Origin of the sequence: Bacillus sp. BML-BC051 (genome assembly GCF_019656175.1) — a bacterium.
GTDB classification, from domain to species: Bacteria; Bacillota; Bacilli; order Bacillales; family Bacillaceae_G; genus Bacillus_A; species Bacillus_A mobilis.
The window spans coordinates 1-22994 of sequence record NZ_BPLI01000093.1 but is presented as its reverse complement, the minus strand read 5'-3'; the positions used below and the strand labels follow the sequence as shown (position 1 = coordinate 22994).

At 32.2% G+C, this 22994-nt stretch carries 23 protein-coding genes; 17 read left to right on the top strand and 6 right to left on the bottom strand.

The features are described 5' to 3' along the window. Positions 1 to 1092 precede the first annotated feature (1092 nt). The 7 genes from K5S59_RS27920 to K5S59_RS27890 all read left to right on the top strand — a co-directional run bounded on the left by K5S59_RS27920 (position 1093) and on the right by K5S59_RS27890 (position 4587). Positions 1093 to 1605, top strand: a complete 513-nt coding sequence (locus K5S59_RS27920) for a hypothetical protein (RefSeq protein ID WP_061114688.1) — start codon at positions 1093 to 1095, stop codon at positions 1603 to 1605. A gap of 99 nt (positions 1606 to 1704) precedes the next feature. Beyond that, entirely contained in the window at positions 1705 to 2244 is a 540-nt protein-coding gene (locus K5S59_RS27915; RefSeq protein WP_061114689.1) for a hypothetical protein, read from the top strand. 265 nt (positions 2245 to 2509) lie between these two features. Next, positions 2510 to 2851: a hypothetical protein gene (locus tag K5S59_RS27910; RefSeq protein ID WP_061114690.1), complete on the top strand. Its 342-nt coding sequence runs from the start codon at positions 2510 to 2512 to the stop codon at positions 2849 to 2851. Positions 2852 to 2949: 98 nt separating this feature from the next. Continuing rightward, the gene (locus K5S59_RS27905; RefSeq protein WP_061114691.1) at positions 2950 to 3465 is read left to right on the top strand and encodes a hypothetical protein; all 516 of its coding nucleotides are present in this window, start codon (positions 2950 to 2952) and stop codon (positions 3463 to 3465) included. Positions 3466 to 3628: 163 nt separating this feature from the next. Continuing rightward, positions 3629 to 3823, top strand: coding sequence for a hypothetical protein (locus K5S59_RS27900; RefSeq protein ID WP_061114692.1), 195 nt, complete (start codon positions 3629 to 3631; stop codon positions 3821 to 3823). Positions 3824 to 3936: 113 nt separating this feature from the next. After that, positions 3937 to 4182: a hypothetical protein gene (locus K5S59_RS27895; protein ID WP_061114693.1), complete on the top strand. Its 246-nt coding sequence runs from the start codon at positions 3937 to 3939 to the stop codon at positions 4180 to 4182. A gap of 195 nt (positions 4183 to 4377) precedes the next feature. Next, positions 4378 to 4587 (top strand): hypothetical protein, encoded by a 210-nt coding sequence (locus K5S59_RS27890; RefSeq protein WP_061114694.1) that lies wholly within the window; start codon positions 4378 to 4380, stop codon positions 4585 to 4587. Between the two features lie 687 nt (positions 4588 to 5274). Here K5S59_RS27890 and K5S59_RS27885 read toward each other — a convergent pair. After that, entirely contained in the window at positions 5275 to 5427 is a 153-nt protein-coding gene (locus tag K5S59_RS27885; RefSeq protein ID WP_165443346.1) for a hypothetical protein, read from the bottom strand. Between the two features lie 285 nt (positions 5428 to 5712). Here K5S59_RS27885 and K5S59_RS27880 point away from each other — a divergent pair, with 285 nt between their 5' ends. Continuing rightward, on the top strand, positions 5713 to 6831 hold the full coding sequence (locus K5S59_RS27880) for a response regulator aspartate phosphatase (RefSeq protein WP_061114695.1): 1119 nt from the start codon (positions 5713 to 5715) through the stop codon (positions 6829 to 6831). Then, on the top strand, positions 6828 to 6959 hold the full coding sequence (locus K5S59_RS30385) for a hypothetical protein (RefSeq protein ID WP_000976330.1): 132 nt from the start codon (positions 6828 to 6830) through the stop codon (positions 6957 to 6959). Before K5S59_RS27880 ends, K5S59_RS30385 begins: the two co-directional genes overlap by 4 nt. A gap of 111 nt (positions 6960 to 7070) precedes the next feature. Here the strand turns inward: K5S59_RS30385 and K5S59_RS27875 are convergent, their stop codons facing one another. The 4 genes from K5S59_RS27875 to K5S59_RS27860 form a co-directional block, all read right to left on the bottom strand. Next, the gene (locus tag K5S59_RS27875; protein WP_061114696.1) at positions 7071 to 7526 is read right to left on the bottom strand and encodes an SMI1/KNR4 family protein; all 456 of its coding nucleotides are present in this window, start codon (positions 7524 to 7526) and stop codon (positions 7071 to 7073) included. Between the two features lie 12 nt (positions 7527 to 7538). Further along, on the bottom strand, positions 7539 to 8771 hold the full coding sequence (locus K5S59_RS27870; protein WP_061654143.1) for a WXG100 family type VII secretion target: 1233 nt from the start codon (positions 8769 to 8771) through the stop codon (positions 7539 to 7541). 352 nt (positions 8772 to 9123) lie between these two features. Beyond that, positions 9124 to 9714 carry an HAD family hydrolase gene (locus K5S59_RS27865; protein WP_001024262.1) on the bottom strand — a complete coding sequence of 197 codons (591 nt, stop codon included), beginning with the start codon at positions 9712 to 9714 and terminating at the stop codon, positions 9124 to 9126. A gap of 119 nt (positions 9715 to 9833) precedes the next feature. Then, positions 9834 to 10475: a class I SAM-dependent methyltransferase gene (locus tag K5S59_RS27860; protein WP_061654142.1), complete on the bottom strand. Its 642-nt coding sequence runs from the start codon at positions 10473 to 10475 to the stop codon at positions 9834 to 9836. Between the two features lie 433 nt (positions 10476 to 10908). Here K5S59_RS27860 and K5S59_RS27855 point away from each other — a divergent pair, with 433 nt between their 5' ends. From K5S59_RS27855 to K5S59_RS27830, 6 genes are all read left to right on the top strand, one after another. After that, positions 10909 to 11391, top strand: coding sequence for a hypothetical protein (locus tag K5S59_RS27855; protein WP_061114664.1), 483 nt, complete (start codon positions 10909 to 10911; stop codon positions 11389 to 11391). Between the two features lie 249 nt (positions 11392 to 11640). Continuing rightward, positions 11641 to 12216, top strand: a complete 576-nt coding sequence (locus K5S59_RS27850) for a hypothetical protein (protein ID WP_061114665.1) — start codon at positions 11641 to 11643, stop codon at positions 12214 to 12216. Between the two features lie 156 nt (positions 12217 to 12372). Continuing rightward, positions 12373 to 13365 carry a hypothetical protein gene (locus K5S59_RS27845; protein WP_061114666.1) on the top strand — a complete coding sequence of 331 codons (993 nt, stop codon included), beginning with the start codon at positions 12373 to 12375 and terminating at the stop codon, positions 13363 to 13365. A 422-nt stretch (positions 13366 to 13787) separates the two neighbouring features. Beyond that, entirely contained in the window at positions 13788 to 13931 is a 144-nt protein-coding gene (locus tag K5S59_RS27840; protein WP_154695826.1) for a hypothetical protein, read from the top strand. Positions 13932 to 14069: 138 nt separating this feature from the next. Continuing rightward, positions 14070 to 14540 carry a hypothetical protein gene (locus K5S59_RS27835; RefSeq protein ID WP_061114667.1) on the top strand — a complete coding sequence of 157 codons (471 nt, stop codon included), beginning with the start codon at positions 14070 to 14072 and terminating at the stop codon, positions 14538 to 14540. 761 nt (positions 14541 to 15301) lie between these two features. After that, positions 15302 to 16624, top strand: coding sequence for a hypothetical protein (locus K5S59_RS27830; protein ID WP_061114668.1), 1323 nt, complete (start codon positions 15302 to 15304; stop codon positions 16622 to 16624). Positions 16625 to 16692: 68 nt separating this feature from the next. On the opposite strand, the gene K5S59_RS27825 is transcribed toward K5S59_RS27830, so the two are convergent. Next, a complete protein-coding gene (locus K5S59_RS27825) occupies positions 16693 to 17448 on the bottom strand; it encodes a hypothetical protein (protein WP_144291171.1) in 756 nt (251 codons plus the stop codon). 362 nt (positions 17449 to 17810) lie between these two features. On the opposite strand from K5S59_RS27825, the gene K5S59_RS27820 reads away from it, so the two are divergent. Both K5S59_RS27820 and K5S59_RS27815 read left to right on the top strand, forming a co-directional pair. Next, complete coding sequence (locus K5S59_RS27820) at positions 17811 to 18089, top strand: hypothetical protein (protein ID WP_061114670.1); 279 nt, start codon at positions 17811 to 17813, stop codon at positions 18087 to 18089. Between the two features lie 2082 nt (positions 18090 to 20171). Next, positions 20172 to 21614, top strand: coding sequence for a tyrosine-type recombinase/integrase (locus tag K5S59_RS27815; protein ID WP_061654140.1), 1443 nt, complete (start codon positions 20172 to 20174; stop codon positions 21612 to 21614). The last annotated feature ends 1380 nt before the right edge of the window (positions 21615 to 22994 follow it).

The window sequence follows — 22994 nt, the reverse complement described above, 5'->3', positions numbered from 1 at the left end:
GGGGTTTTATGTGACATTGACCTAAAAAAAGGGGGGGTTTTATGTGACATTGGGTTTTCAATTTTCCTTACTCTCCCTAGTATTCTTGATTTTTCGGACTCTTATATAATCATGTAGTCTAAAAATCTGTAATTGATGTTTAATTAATTTTCTGCTTTTGATCTTAAAGTGTTTTTTGATTTTTGAACATGATTATATGCTTTAATTAATTGATTCATATTTTACTGTTTATGAGGTTCGTTTGCCATTTATTGTGTGGTGACAACTAGCGCGCTTCCGCTTGCTGCAATTTATTTTTTAATTACATTCTCACGAACCTAATTAAAAAATAAATTTATAATGGAGATTTGTTTCTTCTCACACTATTGTTTTTTGAACAATAATAGATGTTTTGGTTTTGTGTAAAAAATCCAAGATAATGTTTTCCCCCTATTTATGTACATTCACCTTATTTATGAAATTCCATTTATATTGTTATTTCCTCTAAAAATATTTATATCTGCAGACAAATACACCACAAGCTTTTTTTAGCGATTTTTTAAAAAAAGTGAAGTGGCAAAAATAACAATCTTGATCTTTGAATCAATTAATTAGGTTCTTTGCTTGTAAGAAGTGAAAATTTATTATTAAAATAGTTAGCTTCCCCCAGCAATTAACAAATATGATTTCATCTAATAATTATTTCGTCATTTTATTTTGTTTCTATAACAATATTAAAAGAAAAAACATTAAAACCAGTTCCGCTAACGCTCATTAGGACCTTAAAACATGTTGGAATCATAAATTCCAGACCTTTTGAAAAACAATTTCTTTGAAACTGCTAAAATATGAAACATTCCTCTTACTATAAAAGAGAAATTGTCCCTTTTTTTAGTGGTTTTTATACGAAAAATGCTTATGTATCAAGTATTTCAAGTTATAAATGTAAACACAGGAAAGATAATATATACATAAATACAAAAACCTAAAAGATGAAAATTATCTCCGCTACCGCTCAACAAGATCGTGAAACCCTGTTTGGTATTTCCAAAACAAAAAAACACACAAACTATAAAAATAGTGTATATACACTTCAATTGGAGGTGTATGTATATGTCGTTTAGTGAAAAAATGTATGATTTATCCTATGAAAATAATATTAAAATCATTTGCACAGATAAATTACCTAAAACAGATCAAATAATAGAGTTATCACATTACGATGGAAGAGGTTTAGATGATTTGTTTTATATTATGAAAGAAGAAAATATTAATTATGCTTTTTATGTAACAAAAACATTTGAAGAAGCTTATCAAACGCTTTATTTTTATGATGCAATGAAATGTTTAGAAGAAAAACATAATATCGTATTAACAGTAGAAAGTATTTTATATGGGTTTCTTGAACTTGATATTATTTTATATAATAACCAATTGGAAACATATAAAAATGATAATTTTGGTTATCAATCATTAACGTTCATTAAAAATAATATACAATATACGGTTGTTTATGAAGAAGAGTGGTACCAATTAGCAATAGCTGCAAAACAAACCACAGAAGAATTTGTAGAGGAATTTCTTAATCGTTACGATATTTTTATATATGAAGAAGTCGAATCATAATATTCGGCTTCTTTTTTATGCGTTTTCAAACAAAATATACACAAACATAAAAAAACCTGTATATATATGCTTCCATTTTATTTATTGGAGGTGTAGTAGATGAAATTTTTTGATTCAAGTTATATTAAGCAGTATGCAACGAAAAAAGGTTTTAAAGTGGTAGATATAAACAAAATTGAACCCACTTTTGAGGATACTTATAAAGTGGAACTAAATACATATGAAGATACAATAGATGATTTTTTTGCTATGGCAAAAGAAGAAAAGAAACGTACTATTTTTTTAGAAGAGGTTTGTTTGGATCGTGAAAAATTTGATATTAGTTTATATAACGTACATAAATATTTAGAAGAAAACTATCATGCGAAAACAGCAAATAAAAAGGAACAAGCACTACATAGTCGCATTATAGAACATATTAATTTTCGCAACCAACGCTTATTTTTACATACATTAGATAGAGAAGTAGTTGAAATTAAACTAATGTTTGTAGCTGATGAGGTAAGATATGAGATGGTATTTCAAGAACATTGGTATAAAAACCTATTAGGTTATCATCGTACAATGGAAGATATAGTAGATTCTTTTATGGAAACCAATACACCTTTATTAAAAGTAATAGAACAGGAAGAAGGTTAATATTGCTATTAACCTTCTTTTTTTATCAGACGTTCTTTCACAAATTGGATAGTTTATATTCTGTTCAATTTGTGAAGTGTAGGTTTTCTTCAAAATGCCCCTGGTTCTTATATACCAAACAGGTTTTAAGGTTTCCAGGAGCGGCAGCGGGATGGGGTTGTATTATGTATTGTTTTATCTGCTGGTTACATCATTAATAGAGGTTCTTGAAATGTTTTTGAAAATGCAGTATAGACATAATAACTATTATTTCGGAGGTTTCACTATGAATAAAGAAAAATACGAATACGAGAAATCATTTATTGCAAACCTGAGAAGAGAATGTACACAACAACACATATTAGAATACGTTAATTCATATGAAAAGAATGCTTTTACAAAAGAACAAATGGAAGAACTCAAACAAATAGCAAAAGAAGCACCACTCACAATGATGTTTGGACATTATTTAGTACCTGTAAAACCTTATGGGAGTGAAGGGTTAATCCCAAAATATGATGAATGCAATACTTCCTGTATTAGTAGTTCTGGAGGAAGCTGCTGTCGTTATTTTGAAGGAAAATTAGGAGATCATTACACGATGTGCAGTAAATATGTGTCGTTGTAATAGAGAATTATCGAAAATAGTTTAGTAGAAATACTAGACTTTTTTTATTTTTCCATTAGAAATAAACCATACATGTGTGTATAGAGGAGGTGTATGATTTGGAGTTTTTAAGTTTAAATGAAATCAAAGAAGTAGCAAATTCAGAAGGTATAGATATTATAGAAGCAAAGGTACGAAAAGGGGTAGATGAGTTACCTATTCTTTGTTTTAAAAGTGATTCGATAAAGGATATAGCTGATTTCTTCATGTTTGCAAGAAAAGCGAATATAAACACTATATTTTGTTATACAGAAACGTATGAATCTGATTTTTTTCGTTTAGATAGTACAGATATTAATCGTTTTATTGATGTAGACATCATAGAAAGAGAAACTGTCTTAGATTATATCTTAGAAGACATTGAAGTGTACAATGAACAATTTGAAAAATATGAAGAAGGAGAAGAATGTAATCGTGTATTATTTTTCTATAAAGATCGTATGGAACACTGCATCGTTCTTAGAAAAGAATGGGTAGAAAGAATCCTATCAAGAGAAGAAGCAATGTTTCGCATTTTAGCTGACTACGCTGACGAACTTCAAGCACTAGAAGAAGCATGGGAAGAAGATAAATAAAAAACCTTGCTATTACAAGGTTTTTTTCTAATAACCTAATCCACAAATTAAATAGTTTATATTCTATTCAATTTGTGGAAGAACGTTTCTCGAAAAAACTTTACAAACATACAAACATAATTAAATTTATATTGTCTACTTTATATCTATTGGAGGAATTTTTATGACTATCGATATAGCAAGGTTTATTTTATATGTAGTAATGATTGTTTTGATTTTGTATTACTTATACATTGCAGTAATTGAAATTTTAATACATAACAAATTTATCTATGGGAAGCATTTTCCTAAGGAAGAAGACTATCGTGATTTTGTAATAAGAAATAGCCGAAATAACGATGCATTTAATAAACGTTGATTCTACGTCAAAGGGATACACCTTACCCAGCATTTTTTAAAGGCTTATTTAGGCGATTTACAAAAATTGAAGAGATTTGATGTTTTGTTTTTAATTGAATTGAGGGGATAATTATGTCTGAGGGAGAATTGGCCGCATGGTTACATGTGGGAAGTGCTGGATTGATTGGTACGATAGGTCTTTTCGTTGCTATTTACAGATCATATAGCAATGAAAAGCAATTTGAAGAGGAAATGGAACAATTAAGAGAAGACCTGGCAAGAGAACAAGAAGAACGAAGAAAACGATTAGAGCAACAGAACAAAGAATTCCAGGAGAGAAGAAAACAATTTGAGAACAAGTTATATGGTAGAAAATAAGTGGATTTCACTTCTTTGTTTCCGTGTGGATTCCAGGTTTCTCAAATCCGCATGAAAAAGGCTGCGATTACATATAAAGTACAAACTTATTTTATTGCTGTTTGCTTTATATAAGCAAAAACAAGGATAAATCAGAGTATAAATATAATGTTAAACATAAACAGTAATAACAATATAAACGTAGAAGGTGATTGAATGCTGAATGAAGACAAAGATCAGAATGAACTAGAAGAAGACGATGATGAAGGACGCGAATTTAAAACGATCCCCATTTCCGAAGCAGTCCGACTTCAAAAACTTGAACGAGATAGAAGAAATAAAGAATTTCATGAAAAATTAGATAAACTAAAAGAAAAAACTGCAAAATTAAAAAAGGAATATGAAGAGAAGTATAAAAAGAAATAAATGAGCTCTCCTATGTCACTTATGTGGGAAATACTCAACTGAACTCCAATCAAAAATGGAGCAATCTATATACATCTAAAGTAATGTTTAGGCGTATGTGGATTGCTCCATTTTCATTTTATTTTAAAACCACAATACAAAGTAATGTGTTGCTATGTTTGCTAAAAACGTTACTAAAAACATTAAAACGAACTCAAAAAACTTTTTCATATGTATCACTCCTCTTTCTTTTGACTTAATACATAGTAGATTTTATTCCGTACTTTTATAAGAAAAAAAGGTCTGAGGTGGTCGAATTAAAATTTTGTAGTTCTTTGTTACTTTCTAAAAAAGGACAAAATAAAAAAAGAAGGGAATATTCCCTTCTTTTTTATTTTCTATGGTAGTGTATTCTAATGTATTTTAACGGCATGCTGTGCAGCCTAAATTGAATGGAGCAGAATAGAGGTGAATTTGGTGCACAAGAATATACCAAAATGTTGACTATTAGTCAACAACTTGGATATAATGTACATATAGTATTCAACATAACTTTTTCAATTTGTATTGAAGAGAATGAATACTGAATGTATAAGTTTATAAGCTTTAAGCATAAAATAAAAAAGGCAGAAGCTTGAGAAACTTCTACCTTTCGTAACCCAAATGCTATTGTGGAAGATAGCAGGCGCGGTTGTTTTTACAATTTAATTAGTTTTGAGATTGAGAACCGTCCTTTTTTCCGAGTAGGGCGGTTTTCGCTTTTTTGTATAAGAAAGGGATTACAGTGATCGTTAAGGTTCCTAAACCTATTCCGATTCCTTTAGCATATCCGCTTACGAATTCAATTAAAAATGCGATCATTCTATCACCTCCCTCCCTACTGGATGGAAGTGAGATGACCCGCCTACTATATAGCTTAATTTAGGTTACCTTTTAATTGTATTACGTTTCAAAATAAGACACAAGATATATGTATAAATTCTTTCTTTATTTAATTTTTTAGTAGTATCATCTTTTCTATTTAAAATAGAAAGAATATTCTAATATTTATTTATCAATTCACTTTAAAAGCGTTGTTCTCATGCAATTTGTAGAATTGTGGTAATATTTAGAGAAATAGAGATGTTTTGAGGAGGACGTAGTGAAATGAGTACAGGTGTTTTCGTGTATGAAGTAGTTATGCAGCAACTCAATGATTTTTATCAACTAATGTTATCACAACAATTGATAAAAGCATCGGAATTAAAAAAAGAAATTGATGAGAAAATTGAACAAATCAAAGATGCAAAAGAAGAAGAAAAACAACATCAAAACTTATTATTATATTATTCTTTACTAGATTTTAAATATAGAATGCTAACGGACCGAGTAAGTATTCGAAAAGATAGTTTCGATATAATGAATGATTCAATCAATGAAACAACAGATACGCTGATAGCGTATTATTATCATTCTTTCAAAGCGGAACACGCTCTGATGTTTAGTATCTATAACGAAGCGAGAAGACAATATGAAGAGGCTGAAAGCCTATTAGGACATATTTCGGATGAATTAGAACATGCAGAGTTTTATCAGAAATATGCGGTGCTACATCACCATATTTCTCAAATGTTAACATCGATTGAGTACACGAATAAAGCAAAAACAATCTTTGAAAAGCATGCTGGATATGAAGTGAAAGTAGCTTCTTGTGAAAATACACTAGGAACAGCTTGTATATTCTTAAAACAATTTGAGAAAGCAGAAGAACACCTGAACCGATCTATCGATCTTCTGAAAAAACATAATGCAGACAAGCTTATTTTAGTAGTTAGACATAACCTGGGATTGCTATATGCAACACAAAACCTTTCTACATTAGCAATTCGTCATTTATCAGAAGTGACAGAGAAAATCCCAACACACTTCAAAGCATTGTTCTTACAAGCACGCGAACATTATAAATTAAAAGAAACAGCTACTGCAGGGGAACTTATTGCAAAAGGACTAAAGGTGTGTCAGGAAGTAGGAAATGAAGAATATATGTATCATTTCAGTATTTTACGCTCTCTAAATGATGATGAATCTGTTGAATTATTAGAAGAAGAAGTGAAAAAAGGTATTACTTACTTCAAGGATCAAGATTTATGGGATTATGTAGAAGAATATAGTGAAGTATTAGCAGTTCGCTTCCGAAAATTGAAAAATCATGAAAAAGTAAGTGATTATTTTGATGTATGTTACGAAGCGAAACAAAAATTATTAAGTAAAGGAGCATTAAAATGATGAAGAAACTTGTGTTAGCGACGTTGGGGTTAGTAATAACATTATCAATTGGTTTAAATACAGGTGATACACAACATGCTCTGAAAAAAGAGGAAATTATTCAGTATTCACATGCGGACCATTTTTAATTGATGTAAACAAAAGAGACCTCTCAAATGAGGTCTCTTTTGTTATAGGGTAATGACTCGTTTCCCTTTTATTGTAACAAGGTATACAAAATATGTACATTTGAACCATATTTATTCGTCTTCGTCTTCAAAATCGCGTAAGCTCTCAAGTAATTCTGTAAACGTTGCGCAAATAGGGTAAATAGCTTCTTCTATATCCTCTTCTTCATGATCCCAAAATACGACTGTTGGCGATGCAGGATTGTTTCGATAATCAAAACATAAGAAATTTCCAAACGAATCACTTGCGAAAGGATATACGCGATCTACGAGTCTATCTTTTATATTCTCGTATCGTTGAACAATCGAATACTTATCATCAATATGAAGTGTTAATAAATCATTAAATGTACTTTCATCTTGTCCTGGTATATCAAATACTTTCGGGCGAGGATATCCTCCGTCACATTCTTTCACACATTCAATAAAATCATTAGGTAGTTTAATGTTAAAATATTGCTCTACTTGTTTGATTTCATTATCTGTAACTTCTTCTTTACTTACACCAATCCATACAATATTATTCATTGTTAAACCTCCCTATTTTTCACCTTTTTTGCCCCAAATATTATATCCACCAGTATGACCAGTTTTCTCATGCAGGAACGCGTCTACGAGCTGCATTCTACCTGTATCCTGATGGTGATGCCATGTATACGTCTTAGGTTTTTCACCCTTCTTAAATAGTTCAATTTCCTCTGCTGTAAATTTAGCAGCCAATTTTGGATCTTTTACTATTTGTTCGTATAACAGCTTATTACATATTCTATCATGTGTAGGTCTTGTTTTTTTAAAGTCAGCTTCTTTTAGTTTAACTTCAGCAAAAGCATCGAAAATAGGGAACCCATCTAGATCATACGGTACACCTGAAACTGGATGCCTATCTCCCGCCAACTCCCCTTTTCTTAATTTGATTGTCTTTGGACCATTTTTACCTTCATAAGTATAGGTGACCACTTTCTGTAAGTATTGCTCAGTGCTACCGATTCCTGCATATGAAAGGTGATTACCACCTTTAAACTCATAGTTATTTAATATATGCAATGCATTTCTGTATGCTGGGGAATTCATTACAAGTGATTTTCCTTTATTAAGACCAGTAATAGCAGCTACCTTCCCTACTTGTCCTGCTTTACTAAGACCCTTATCACCCAGAAGTCCGAGTCCTAAAGTTGCTACACCATAAGCTACATAATGCTCTCTACTTTCCAGATTCCCATTCCAAAACTTATTCATAAATGTATCTGAGAAAGCGTTCCATGCGGCAGGAATAGTTTCTTCATAGTTTACAATCGCATCTCGCATATTCAACCAGGTTTCTTTATCACCTAAGGATATTAGTCCTTCCCACGCATCCACTGCACCATCTACAAACCCAGTAGAAATACCAGTCCACGCAGCATTTAAATCCTTTTTATTAAAAAATGACTCTTCTGATTTGGGAGGTAGTTTTCCGCACATGGCACCTTCTTCTATATTGGAATCAACTAAATTTCCGCCATACAGCTCATCTGCTTCTCGGAATTTAACAGCTGCACGTTCTAATTCTGCTGAAATTTTATCTAACTCCTGAAGTATATTAAACATCATTGGCTTTGCTTCGTTGAACATATGATAAAACCGATTGCTACTTGCTCCGCTCCATTGAGAAGCTATGTATTCGGTTTGTTGATATAAATCTTTATGTATGTATTCCAGGGTTGATCTGGCACTTTTTACGTTTTTGGCCGCCTGTTCCAATTGTTCAGGTGTTACCTTGATTTGCGTACTCATTCCATCCCTTCTTTTCTATCGATTAGTAAGAAAATTATAACATGTTGCTATTAGGGGTCTGTGTAGCAATGGAACCTTCTTAACGTATGGTAAAACAAAGTTTTTTGCTCTAATAATTCCTTAGCGTACGAAATTCGCGTTTTGTTGACGAAACCCCGAATAGATTCGTAGTTTTTCTGATGTAATAACTTTCAGAACAGCTATGAATCTATTTTTTTATCAGGGGTACCGCTAGTATTTCGAAAAACCCCCACGCTAAGCAAAAAAATACAATAAGCTGTCCAAATGGACAGCTTATTTACATAATTCTCGAAAGCGGAAGTCAATAAATCTATCATATATCTTCAGCGATTTATTGCTGAAGATACAACTGTTTTGATAATGGAATACCCTTATTGAAAAATTCTGAGTAATCGTTTAAATAATAATCTGCTACATCACTTTGACCTTGAAACATGCATGTTATGATTCCTAATTCTTTTGCAGGTAGCAAATCTAATTCTCTATCTCCAATAGCTAGATCAATTTTGTGTTTTTGATGCAAGTAAGTATATGCTGATGGGTTGGGTTTGCGAGGAAAACCATTATCAATCGTAACCATATCTACAAAGTATTTGTCCCATCCATAATATTTTAAAATTGCTAAAACTCCATCTCTGTGTTTATGTGTCATGATTACATTCTTATCTGCAAATTTCAAAATTTCTTCCACGCCATCAAATGGTTTCATGTCTTTTGGAGACAATTCCTTTTTTAAGCTTTTAATTTTCTCTTTCTGGTCACTAGAAACATTATAGTAGTCTAGTGCATGTGAGTATGAAATCTTTAATTTTTTATAAATCTCCTGTTTATCTATCTCTTCTCCAAGTACTAGAGAGAGTATTTTGGTATAGGCAGGATATGTATTAAAAAGTGTTCCGTCAAAGTCCCATAAAATATTCAATTAAATCACCCTTTCTATTCCATTTTATCACAAGAATGTGGTAGCCATACTCTTGTTTTCTTTGTATACTCCATACACTATCGTTAACATAACGTCTCATTATCAGAATTTGAATTTTCTTATTTAATCTTGTAAGATATCCACCAAAAACACTGTCCCATATATATCTGTAAATCATTTGAAATAGGGATAAATATATTTTTTAGTTCTTCCTCAGTGTAATAGTTTTTTATGATTTCATACTTGGTTCCATTATCTAAAGTCCTTATTTTATATGTATTTGGGTCATTTTCCTTATGTACTAAAGTTCCACCCATGGAATCCATATAAATATTATCAGTCATAAAAACTACTGTTCCAGAGTCAAGCTTATCGTGTAATTGATTTAAAAATTCTTGAATTCTAAACTTTGGTATATGTGAAAACCAAAAGTTTGCAATACATCCTTCAAAGTTCCCAGGGATTTTATCCAGCTGGTAGGCATCCCCATGAAGAAAATTCACTTTAGAAAGAGGAATGTCTTTTTGATTTGCGATGTTTAATACTTCGTTGGAATAATCTATGGCTGTTATATGTTTTGCTGTTTTAGCTATAAACTGTGTCCAATAGCCTGTCCCACATGCTATTTCTAAAATAGATTGGTCTGTAAATAGTTCTTGGAGTTTCTGTTGAATAAGGGTTTGTTCTTCTTGCCGAATTGGATCGTTTCTAAAATAAACTTTTTCATATTCATGAGCCCGTTCGTTATAATACATTTTCATAAATATATCCCCCTTTATACAAATTAACTAATTGTAACATTTGTTTGTTAATTCTGTATATTGTTTTTTTGTGTTGAAAGAGTTGAATATTATATACAATTTCAGTTAACATAACGTCTCATTATCGGTAGCAAGGACAAAAGCGTCCCCTTACTCTCGCAAGGCATCTACCTTTTTTCTTTCTATAATTCTATACATCTTTTTATACATTCCTATTTTGACTCGCCTTTTGTCCTCCCCATAGTTCCCTATGTCTCCCGATTTTTTGCATAAAACTTTGCATACTCTTAACGTGTTTTTTTCCGAAATGCTGGCGATACTCCATTAAGATAGAAAAAGACTTAACCTTTTTAGGTAAGTCTTTTTTTGTTTATGTGTATATGTTTATATTATACTTAAACTACTCAGATATTATTTATGAAAGGAGCTATTTATGAGGCTGTCTAAAGCAGAAATCACTTTTTTGAAAGAACTAGATAAGTACGCTCAATATAAGCGTGCGGATAATTCATCAAAGCTAGAAAGATTAATGGATCTAGGATTGATTGGAGAGAGCTATGGGTTGTACTATACGACTAAGAAAGCTCGGGATTTATTTGAGAGATTGGAAGAAGAAAGAAAGCAAAAAATAGAAGCGGTGGTTTTGAGAGATAAGGCTTTTGTGGTGGATACTACAGAAGAAATAAATCGATTACGCGCAGAAAATGAACAATTAAAAAAGGCTGTGTCATTCCAAGACGAATTTATTGATTGGAGTAGAAAGCATTTTGAAGATTTAATTATGAACTTAGATATAAACATTGATAAATACGGATATAGTAATTACAAAGATAAGGATGACTACATAGATGCGAATGTATCTAGTTTATATAACCGTTTTTATCAGAGATATAAACAAAAGTTCCCTATTTTTTAACTTTGATTAGGCAGAAAGTAGTGTTCGAATGGCCAGGCATTAGCGAAGTAGTTGTATTTTTGACATAGCGTATAAATCCATTCACTTCCACCTTTTCGGGTATTGGGGTAAAAATACCCCAATACGACTGAGTTTTTAGTGCTGACGTTTCATGTCATTATTTTCTAAAAAACAACATTGACACAAAAATACCCTTGGGATTATACTTATCTTACAATTTACAAAATTTACATAAAAGGAGGTGTGCATATGTCAAATCCATTTACTTCACGTTTTACGAAACGCTTTTTCATTGTGTTTGGTGCTTTCTGGGGAAGTTATCTTGTTCCAGCAATTTTACCCTTTTCTATTTTTTATTTAACACCGTTTGTTGTAATATTTGGTCTCCCTATTTATTTTACAATGCAAGATAACAAAGGAAAGAATAGTTGTATAGAACTTATCCGTAATAAATACAATCAAGAAAGTGTATTAACAGTAGAAACGTACCATCCTAATTTAGAATGGGGGTTTCTTACGTTGACTCAACAATCATTGTTTTTCGTTCCTAAGAAGGGTGAAATAATGATTGTTTCTCTTAACTCTATATCGGAATATGGATTTAAAGGTATTGGGACGGGAGACTTTACAACAACTGTATCAAGAATTGGAAATACAGGTGTGAACATTGGTAGTACAAGAGAGAATAAAGCTCCTGTTTTTTATTTTTATCTAACAGAGATAGATGATTTATTTTATTTTCATACAAGAAAACATGAGAAGATGTTTAAAGCGATGCAAAGGATTTTAGGAACAGATACAAGTAAATTAAAGAGTAACTATTAAACAAAATAAAGGTAGAAGGTTGAAAATGATGTACTTGTTTCACCTCTTACCTCTATTTATTATTATATGAAAATAATTTATTTTATATGCTCACATTTTTAGGGAATTAATGTATAATTATGACATGTTAAATACTATAGGGGGCACGGTATAATTATGAAAAAGATAACAAAAGGACTTATTACAGTTTTATTATCTACAACATTATTGGTTGCATGTAGTAATGATGAAAAAACTACAACAACTACACAGGAAAAATCGTCACAATCACAACAGAAAGAACAACAATCTGTTCCACAAGAGGTTTTAAAACAAACCAAAAATTTGAAACAAGTCGGTGGTGAATCTGTTGTGTCTAAAGAAGTTGAAAGAAATAGTTCGTCAGGAGTAGCTGCGAGAGCTGGATATGTTTATTATATGTATTCTGATAAAAAACAAACTTTTGTTTCGATTGCGGATACAAAAAAAGATAAATGGGTTATAAAAGATAAAGTTATTTCTCAAACAGATTCAGTTCCGTACGGAACTGCGTTTTTTGCTGAGGATAAAATGTTCTTTATCGATGAAAAAGGGGAAATAAAAAAACAGGTACAACTTCCAAAAGTTTCTACTCATCTTATGTCAAGCGAGGACACGGGTTATGTAAGAACAAGTAAGGGGGATGCGGCTTTTTTAACTACGAAAGATATGTTCAAACTGTACTATGAAGATGGAACAGAAAAGGAATTTCCAATGACAGATTATTTTTCTATCAAATCGAGGAATGATTTCATAGATGTAGATAAGAACATAGTGTACCTCAATGAAGGTACAGATTTTACAATGTATGATTTGAAAAAAGGTAAATGGGTTTATGATGAAAATGGAAAACAAGTGAAATATGGGAAGACGCTTTCTGATATAGTTATTCCATTCCAGGATTATATGATTAGGATTAATGGTGGTAATGGAAAAGATCGTTTTGTTTATCTTGATGAAAAACTTAAACCAAAAACTGTTTCGGGACAACAAATTCCTGGACAAGAATTTACTGTTGGCGATAGCCATGGACAATTTTTAGTAGAAAAAGATAAATTAATCAGTGTTCGATCATTTAAATTTGAAGGGGAAGAATCTGTACAATACTTTGAATACAAAAAAGCAAAATAACGGCATTTACGAGAAAGAAGAAAATCAGTGATTTTCTTCTTTCTCTTTTTTTGTTGACTTTTTTCAAATTTGCGCTAAAGGAAATTTGGAATGAGGTGATCTATATGTGGAGTATTGATTTAGTTGTTTATTTGCTTGGAATGACAGGTATAACATGCGTATTAAGTATCTGGGTAGGTTTAGTATTAGAAAAGAGAAAAACGACAATAGAAGGAAAATAGAGAAGCGATTTCTGTAAAGAAATCGCTCTTTTTTATTTTTGATTGTTATAAAAAGAACAAAATGTGAGCATGCTCATTCACAGAAAAGAAAAATGAAAAAAGTTCTTTTTCTAAAAAAGGGGTTTTTCAAAATCGCAGGTATATACAATTGCACCATTCAACAAGTAATCAAAATCTAATCATTATAAGGGGGATTTACTAATGCAACCTGAATTCAAAGAGCAAGACGTCAAACAAGAACAAGAGAAGAAAAAAGAGAAACGCGATTTGATTGGACCTTTGCTAAATTTCGGTGGAGGATTGCTGCGTTTTTTGGCTTCTGTCGTAGATAAATTTATTAAATAAATAGTAGTTTTATATTAAAAAATACATACGCTTGACAATCGATAGAGAAATAACTTACTATTGGTGTACATTATAGTGTTAACCATAGTTATCATCAATAGTGATTTCTATGGTGATCGCATGAAAGGGGTATGAAAAATGGCAAAAGTATTCGATGCACGTCGAGCGATTTTTATTCCAGCAACAGGGGGACATCCAGAAGGGGCGGAATACCGTGTAGCTTGGGGCTATGAGCAATGGGGACAACCGACTGCGGTTACAAAGGTACAAATGGTATATAACAACAAAGTGGCGGGGCGTCTAAGTCCTTCTTATCCAGATGGAACACTTGATGAACGTACAGTTTTACTGGCACTTGATTTAGTGAAAAAGGGATATGGTACAAGTTCTAAAAAAAGTAAAGTTGTACTTGTTTTAAAAGAAATCCAACCAAACGAAACACAAGAAGAAGTATTAGAAAGAACAGAAGACGAAGTGCACGATATGAACATTGAAATATTCAGTGTACCTGGGGCCGCTACGAGTCCTGTTGTAGGAATTGAACTACAAAAACAAGTCGAGCTAGAAGGAAACTTGGTTGCATTTATTTTTGCGGTAGATGTTGCTTAGTTTAGGGAAATGGAACACGCTTGTCTAAAGCGTGTTCCGCGCGCTATTATTAATGTAATAGGAATAAACGTTGTATTTAAATAAAGATATAAAGTAGATGCATAATAGGAACAAATATTGTATTTAAATACTTCTGAGTCTGATTAGACACGCATTGAATCATAACAAATATTGTATTTAAATTTGTAAGTGTCATCTACACTGATAAATTTCATATTAAATCATAACAAGTATTGTATTTAAATACTTCTGAGTCTGATTAGACAGCATATTGAATCGTAACAAATATTGTATTTAAATCGGTTTCCGAATGATTTGTGAAACGATAAGAAATTTTAATCAAAACATATAATGTATTTAAATGCTCAATAGCTATTTTTCTGCGTTTTCTGTGAAAAAATGAATCATAACAATCGTTGTATTTAATTAAAAAAGCTTCTAATAAAAGTATAATCATAACAAGTATTGTAATAGGAAAAGACGATCCAAATGGATCGTCTTTTTTTGTTCCCTTTAAAGGTTAGAAAGTCTGTTGGATTCGCCAAGATTCCCGAAATAAGCGGAAATCGATAGGGAAGCATGTGGAGCCTTGTTAGAAAATGTCTATGGAAGTAATCGCCATGCACTTTGCCGCGCAATAGCGAGGACGGACAAAAATATCTGTATTGCTATCAAAACACGTCTATTAGGCGTGTTTTTTATGGACATTTTCATCTTTTCTATTATTATTTCATCAATATTTTAATTAGAAGAGGTGATAAATGATGGATATAACATTAGAGCAATTAGAAAAAATGTCGGACCAGGAATTATTAGAGTTTGCGGTAAAAAACATGGAAGATACAAAAAAGATGTGCGTATTTTCCAAAGATACTAGCGAAATTGACGGCTTTAAAAAGAGACCTGTATATACATTTGATTCTATAAAGAAATACATTGAATGCGATAAAGAAAAGGGAACATTAACAGTACCTTTTATTGATGAAAGGGAAATAGATGTTTTTAAGAAAGTTGTTTTTTCGGAACGAGATCGAGCGGATCGTATACATTGGAAAAGTTTTTTCAGTGTTCTTCGTGTTACGGTAATGAATGAACTATTTGGACTCGTTACAACGAATTATGAATGTTTAAAAGTAAACAGAAAGGAAGACCCAAGGTTTCCCAATGACATGAGAAACGATAGAAAAGAAGAAAGAATGTACTTTGATTATAAGAATAATATATTTCAGCAAGTTCCTGATAAAAAGATGAGGCAAGATGAAGAAGGTTCGGAAGAACATAATCAACATATTGAAGAATTCAATCGAAGAAATGAAATGAAAGATTACCTATTAGAACGATTGGATGAACTGCAATATCGTTATTTACGAGCATTTGATAAGGTATATGAATTAGATCATAGCCCTGGGCAACAAAAAAAGGAATTAATCCATTATTATCAAACATGGAATCAGTTTTTTACAGAAGAAATGGAACAAGGGATGCAAGTTGCATTGGTTTACAACCATATTAGTTTAGAAGAATACAAGATTTTTATAGAAGTGATAAAGCGGTATCAACCAATTGTACAAACAAAATACAATGAATTGTTAACGGTTGCTGTTAATGAAAAAGGAGAGGTTGATAAGGATTGGTATCGACAAAAATTAGAATCGGTCACATTATTTTTAATAGATTTTATCAGTGAACGTAAAGAAAACAGTGAGAAATATGGATTCTTCGCATGGGAAATGAAAGATAAAACAAAGGTAATGAATCCTACCATATCGGAGGTTGAAAGAAGAAGTTATTATATGGACGTTGCATCCAAACCAATCGATGAAGAAAGAAAAAATAAAGTTGTTATGGAGTATTTAACAAACAAAGAAGAAAGTAAAGAACTCAAAATCATTGAAAAACCTGCTGCATTGGAAAAAGACGATCATCAAATTATTTTAAATATCGTGAGAGGTCGTAGGGAACGCCATAACGATGTAGCGTTATTCTTCAATACTGTCGCTGATAAATCGAAGATTCCTGTTGAGGATTTGTACCAGTATTTAAATGATTTAGTAGAAGAACGAAATCGAAAAGAAAGGGAATAATATCCCTTTCTTTTTTATGGGATTCCGTCAACACTTTGTACACCCTATTTTGTAAAAATAATAGCAATCTACTTTGTCATATCATATAAATTAAATTTGTCTTCATAAAAATCTGTTTGATTAAATGTGAATCCAGTAATTTTCCCCTCATTATCCGATTTTACTGAAATACCCATGTTTATTAATTTGTTTATGCTATACTCTAATCCTGGTGAGTTATCGCTTTTATTATGAATGTTCCAGGTGATAACAGTTCCATCTTCATCATTACTCATCTTAAAACGGTAGCCATTCCCTACATATCGATGAATATCGTCTATATTATTTTGGATAATACTATATTGACGATCATGTTCATTTTGTTCTTGGTTTTGTTTTTCTTGATCTTGTTGATTTTGTATTTGCTTTTGTTGTTTTGCCAGTAATTGTTCCGCATCTTTATTAAGCTTAATATCTACTATGTTTCCATCGTTATCTAATAATATTTCATAACCACCATTGATTAAATTGATAGCTGATTTCTCCATAGTTTCATTACGGCCCGACGCATTTCCATTAAAACTAACGGGTTGTCCGTCTTGTATCAATAATTTCCAACCAGATTTTTGGATTGCTTTCATGTTATTAATATTAGTTTCTGCATCAGCATCAGTTAAAATAGTTTTTGGAGAACGGGAATACCACCGTGAGACTTCATTATTTTCATTTTTAAAAGAAGATTCATTACTTGTACTAGAATGTTCAGTATTCATATACACAGCGATTATAAAAGCAAAAACCAAAAAGCATATAACAATCCATAAGTTTCTCCAACGCTTCATCATATTCTCCTTTATTCAAACATTATATATTATAATTTTATGTTATCAATTTATCATATAGATTACCAACTTAATACCAAGGTTAATTGTAGTAATTTTTTTAGTTTTCTTGATGGTTCGCTGTGGTTGAAATTATACTAGTAGTAAACCACACAGATTAGAGGGAGAGTCAATGAAAAAGAATTGGAATGAAGACGAGTTTTTAGAGGTACGGCAACGATTCCTTCTTTTTGGAGCCACAAATGGCAAATGGATGTTTTAGGGTAAAAAACCCCTTTTTTGTCGAATTTATGTGTTTGGTAAAATAAACTTCTCATTATGACCGTATGAAAAAATTTTAGAAAGGAAAGGTGGAATTTATAGTAATGCGTAACGTGTATCCGATAAAACACTACAGTAGTGAACATTTCGTTGAACGAAAATTGGAGATTAATGAGGAAGACCTCCAGGAAATTATCGAAGATTACTTGCGAAGGAATGCCGATTTTGATTTTGATGAGGTCGAAATCGTCAATAACCGTCCAATGAACATATGGCTCTATGCTAAGTGCAGGACATATATTGATCCTGAAGATTCGGAACAAGATGAAGTAGTATTTGATGCAGAAATAGAAATTACTGGGGACTATGATGGAAATCCTTAATAACTTATTAAAAATATATAAGGAGTCACCATAAAGAAAAGGCACTCCTACGAGTGTCTTTTCTTCGACTTGATAACCACTTTAATTTTAATAATAGTATGTATTGGATTCCCATCCAACTATCATTTTACCATATTTATCTATATTATTTGTTGAGAAAATACCAAAGTACTCGAAATGAGTGCTTTTTTATGTTAATTGAATTGCAAGAGTTCCTACTAGCTATTTTTGAGCACTTGCAGTTCTTTGTAAAAGGGATTAATCCATCAGATTTGTTAAATGAATAGTTCATTATGTCCCCTTTCAATTACTCTGTTATAAGTAAATTTACCAAGTAGGCGGTTGTACATTGTTTATGCATGGTACAAAAAAGTGTATATAACTAGATAAGCCTTTTTTGATTTTTGGCTTGACATATAAACTCTAAATAAGCAAAATCTGATGCTCTTAGCGTACGAAATTCGAGTTTTGTTAATACGACATTTATACAACTATTGCTATGACAGTGTTTTTTTACACAAATCAAAAATCCGCGTTATCATGATGCTATAACTTTTTTATTACTTTTTGTAGAACATATGGGTGGCACCGTTCTACGATTCGACTGAGCTGTGGTAGGCAAAGTCAATTTTTTATCAGCAATACCAAGAACAAACGATGACAGTATATCGATTGAAACTTCTGTCATTGAGACAGATATTTCAGAAAAACTAACAAAAAGAAAACATTATTATGAAGGAGAGATTCTATGTATTAGAGATTCTTTAAGAAATACCGCAATATCAGTTTTATCAGTAATACCAGCAATAGGGGTACCGCCAATACAAAAAAACTAAATCAAGGAGGAAGAAACATGAGGATTTTGAAGGATGCTTCAACTAAAGGACGCTTTAGAAAAGTGAAATCTCATGTATTTTTTTATGTTTAAAGCATCATAAGATTTGAATTTAAGCATAAAGTGAATACTGTACAAAAAAATTTAATCGATGAAATGGAGGATGATAGTGACAAAAAGAAAACAAACATTGATTTTTAATCAGAATGGGAGGAAGAAAATAAGCAATAACATTAGCACCAAGGATAAACATAATGGAAATATGTTGTTAGTAGTAAATGAGTAATTAAGTAATATAGTTTTTGGTTGAAAAAGAGTTATGGAGGTTGCCAGAACTCGCCTGATGTGGTTTCACGGCTGCATTAGTCCTCGTTAAAAAATGGATGGGTTGTTGTCTGCGGATAATGACTGACACAAGTTACACAAGACGTGATTTTCATTTGTGAACTTACGCATCAAGGACGATAATCCTTGGGGGGAGATGATCCTCGTCTACGGACAAAAATGAATTCAGCCAAATTCGTTAACGTGACAAAAATATAAATAGAGAAATTCGTAAATGGATTTATGGTTTTCGATACGAGAACAAAAATTACGGATTACACTATTAAATGTTTTTGACCATCGACTAATTTTTTATGATTTTTTTGTGGTTCCGAACGCGTTCGGAAGTGCAAAAAAGGCATAAAAAATGGTTTTTTCGGCACGTCTTCGAACGCGTTCGAAGATGGGGTGAAAAAAGTAGATGGTCATAAAACATTGATACGACGGGAGATTGAGCGGTTATATCTGCTTCTTAACGCGAATTTTGTTAAGAGCAATATAACCAGCTCAATCGGAATCTTAGGGGAAAAGTTTCATCTCCCCTTAGATGAAGTAAGCTGGGCGAGTTTTTGTTGTAATAAAATCTTAGGAACAAAGTGACTTAGAGTTTATTAACGTACAAAAATGCTTTAGTTTCGAACTAGTAAATCTTAGGAACCCTTGTGGTGAGTTAGAATTTACTAAGCTCGAAATGCTCTTCCGCTTTTTCATTTCATCTTTTCCGATCGTCTTCTTTCCATCTTTTAATCTTTATCTTTCCATCTTTGCATTTCCGTTTTTTATGTCTTATGTTTTTATCTTTTCATGTTTTTTTCGAAATCAAATTAAAATCTTTTGGGCTGCTGTGCCACAGTACGGCACAGTTCAGTTAAAACGCGTTTTAACTGAAGTCGGCGAACTCATTTTAGAAAGGGGTGATGGATATGAGTACGAAACCAAAAAAGAATAAGAAGAAGAGAAAACCACCTGAACGTGGTGAAAAAAAGAAAAAGAAAGTAGAAAAAGAGAAACAAAAGCGAAAGGCAAAGTTTAAATTATCGATTCCACAACTCAAGAAATATGGATTGGAGAATGCTTCGCGGGAAGAAATACGAGAAGTCGAAAAAATAAGGGAATGGGCGGTCAAAATACACACCGTAGGAAAGGAGAGTAACATTTGCATAGATGGTGAGAATATGGCATTTTCAACAAGGAAAAATTACGAAACAAAAACGATTAAAGTGTTGACGGACATCCATTTGAAAACGAAAAAAAATATATTCGCAATCACACAAGAAGACATTTCAAACCACATCTACGAAACCTACTCCAACAATTACACTGCAAGTGCCTACATTGCCGCGCTGGGCTACACACAGACGGTCATAAATAGGGATGAAACCCTGTTCCGAGTGAAACCTTCGTTATTAATAAGGAATGCGGACGATTCAGCTTGGACGGTGAAAGAGGATCACCAGGATAGAGACTGGATTCGTAGAGCAAAAGACTCTACAACCAAAAAAGCAACATTCGAAGAAATCCAAAAAGTAAAAGAAGAAGTCATGAAGAGTAGATATAGCCAATCGCACAAGGAACAACTATTAAAAATGATAGACCTGTGTGCAGCTCTAGGACTCCGTGTGAGTGAAGCTATTTCTATGACCTATGGAGACATTCTGGAGAAAGGGAAATCACTTCATACGCAAGGAAAAGGTGGTCATCACCGTCATAACTCGTATTCGTTACCGAATCATGATGATCAAGCAAGACAAATATTGCAAGACTTATACAATAGTCCTGATAACACAAACCCAAACAAGAAGATTTTCGAATTTCGTACGGAAGTAAAGAGAGACAAAGACGGGAATTATATAAAAGGTGGAGAAATCATGAGTGATCAAGCTGTTCAGGAGAGGATTGGTCGCATGATACGAACTTGTGCGGACCGCGCTGGCGTGAATGATGCAGATAAAACGTTCAGTATGCATTCTCTACGAAAATATTACGCACAATCACGCGTAGATTACTATAAAAAGTTCACGTTAGATGAGTTAAAACAAGAGGTAAATGAAAAATTAGCAGAAAACAAACGTTTACGAAAAGAAGAAAAAGAACGTGTTCGTAAGGAGAAGCTTGCTGGGAAGACGAAAGCACAAATTAATGAAAGAAAATATCCAAATCTGGAGAAAAAATTAGAAACGTTACGAGATCGAATCAATTGGGTTGAAAAACCATCTAAAAAGAATCCTGAGGGTATCAGACGTACAAAAGATTGGAGAGATCCACAAGAAAAAGAGTTAATTTTCTTCTTAGTCAGCTTAAGTATTGGTCACCAAAGGGTAGAATCTGCCCCTTTACACAGTAATGTGTATCGATCACTCTGTTAAACGGGGGAACTCTCAATTATTGAGACAATCTACCGTGCTAAATTCCACAAAAAGTGGATAAATGCCTAACGACTATCCTGAAAAGGAGTACACTCAAGCGAGTGGAAAAGCAGAGCATCCTATGTTTTATATAGGATGATGATATAGTCTCAACTTCTATGGAAACATAGAGCAGTTCCTTTAGGGACGCATGTAAAGTAGCGATTTACATGGAAGAAACATGGGATGTGATCAGATTTTATGCTGAGTTGTTGTATGAAATTTTGTATAATAACTAAAAAAATGAACAAAAAATACACAAAGAGAAATCTATCATTATAATAAAGACATGCATATGGATTCATAGTCTCTATGAATCAAGGGTGCAACGTACAGGTGTATGTAACCGTAGTTTGCTATGGACGTCTATCCCCTTCCAAAAGGGATGTTGATTCGCTTTTCTTCAATTAGGAGGATTAGAGAGTGCACTGGGGTGGTGGTCACACTGAAAAAGACTAAAAAACGTACTGAAAAGTACGTTTTTTTCTTGCAAAAAAAATAAATTGCTATATATTCCTTTGTAGAAAGTGACAAGGTTACTTTCTACTTGAGATACTAGAAACATCCTGTTTCTTTAATATATTGTTAAATGTTTTAATAATGAGATGAAACTTCCATTAATTATTTCCTAATATTTGCTTTTAATCATAATATAAGAACCTCCAAAACTTATATTTAAACTAAGCAAAATCCCTTGTTATAAGGGGAAAGATACGTTCCCAAACGTATCTTTTTTTATACACACAAAGGACAAACGGTATGAATATATGTATATAGTACGTTGTTGTTTTCTAGAGTTTACTCTAGTTTCATTTTTTCATCGAGGAGTTCGTTGTCAAACGAACTCCTCTGCCCGTTTGCTTTTAAATCTTGATACATCTTAAAGGACTCTTGAAAGACGATCGAAACATCTTTTTCGCTGCACCGCGTAGGTGCCAGGTTTTTCTTGTACATAACTGCTGAAGCGCGCTATAGTTGAGGAGAAAAGAAGAAAAGTTTTCCAATTTCATAATTTGTTATTGATAATTTTTTTCTTTTTTAGTTTCATTTTGTTTATTCCTTTTTGGTTCAATTCTGGATGCTGCACCACAGGTGCAGTCTTTTTTTATCGAAAAACATTTACCTTTTACGATTTAGTGGTAAAAAAAGAATAGAAAAAACCGTTATTCATGTAAAAATTATCACTTCCCGAAAAATGAAATTTGGCGATTTTGAAATCTCTTTGATAGCAAGCGTTTTGACCGAATCGGGCAAAAAAATGAAATGTTTCATCTTGTAATTACAACAAAAAAATAATTGTAATTTTTATTGTTGTTATAATTATTATAATTGTTGTAAGTA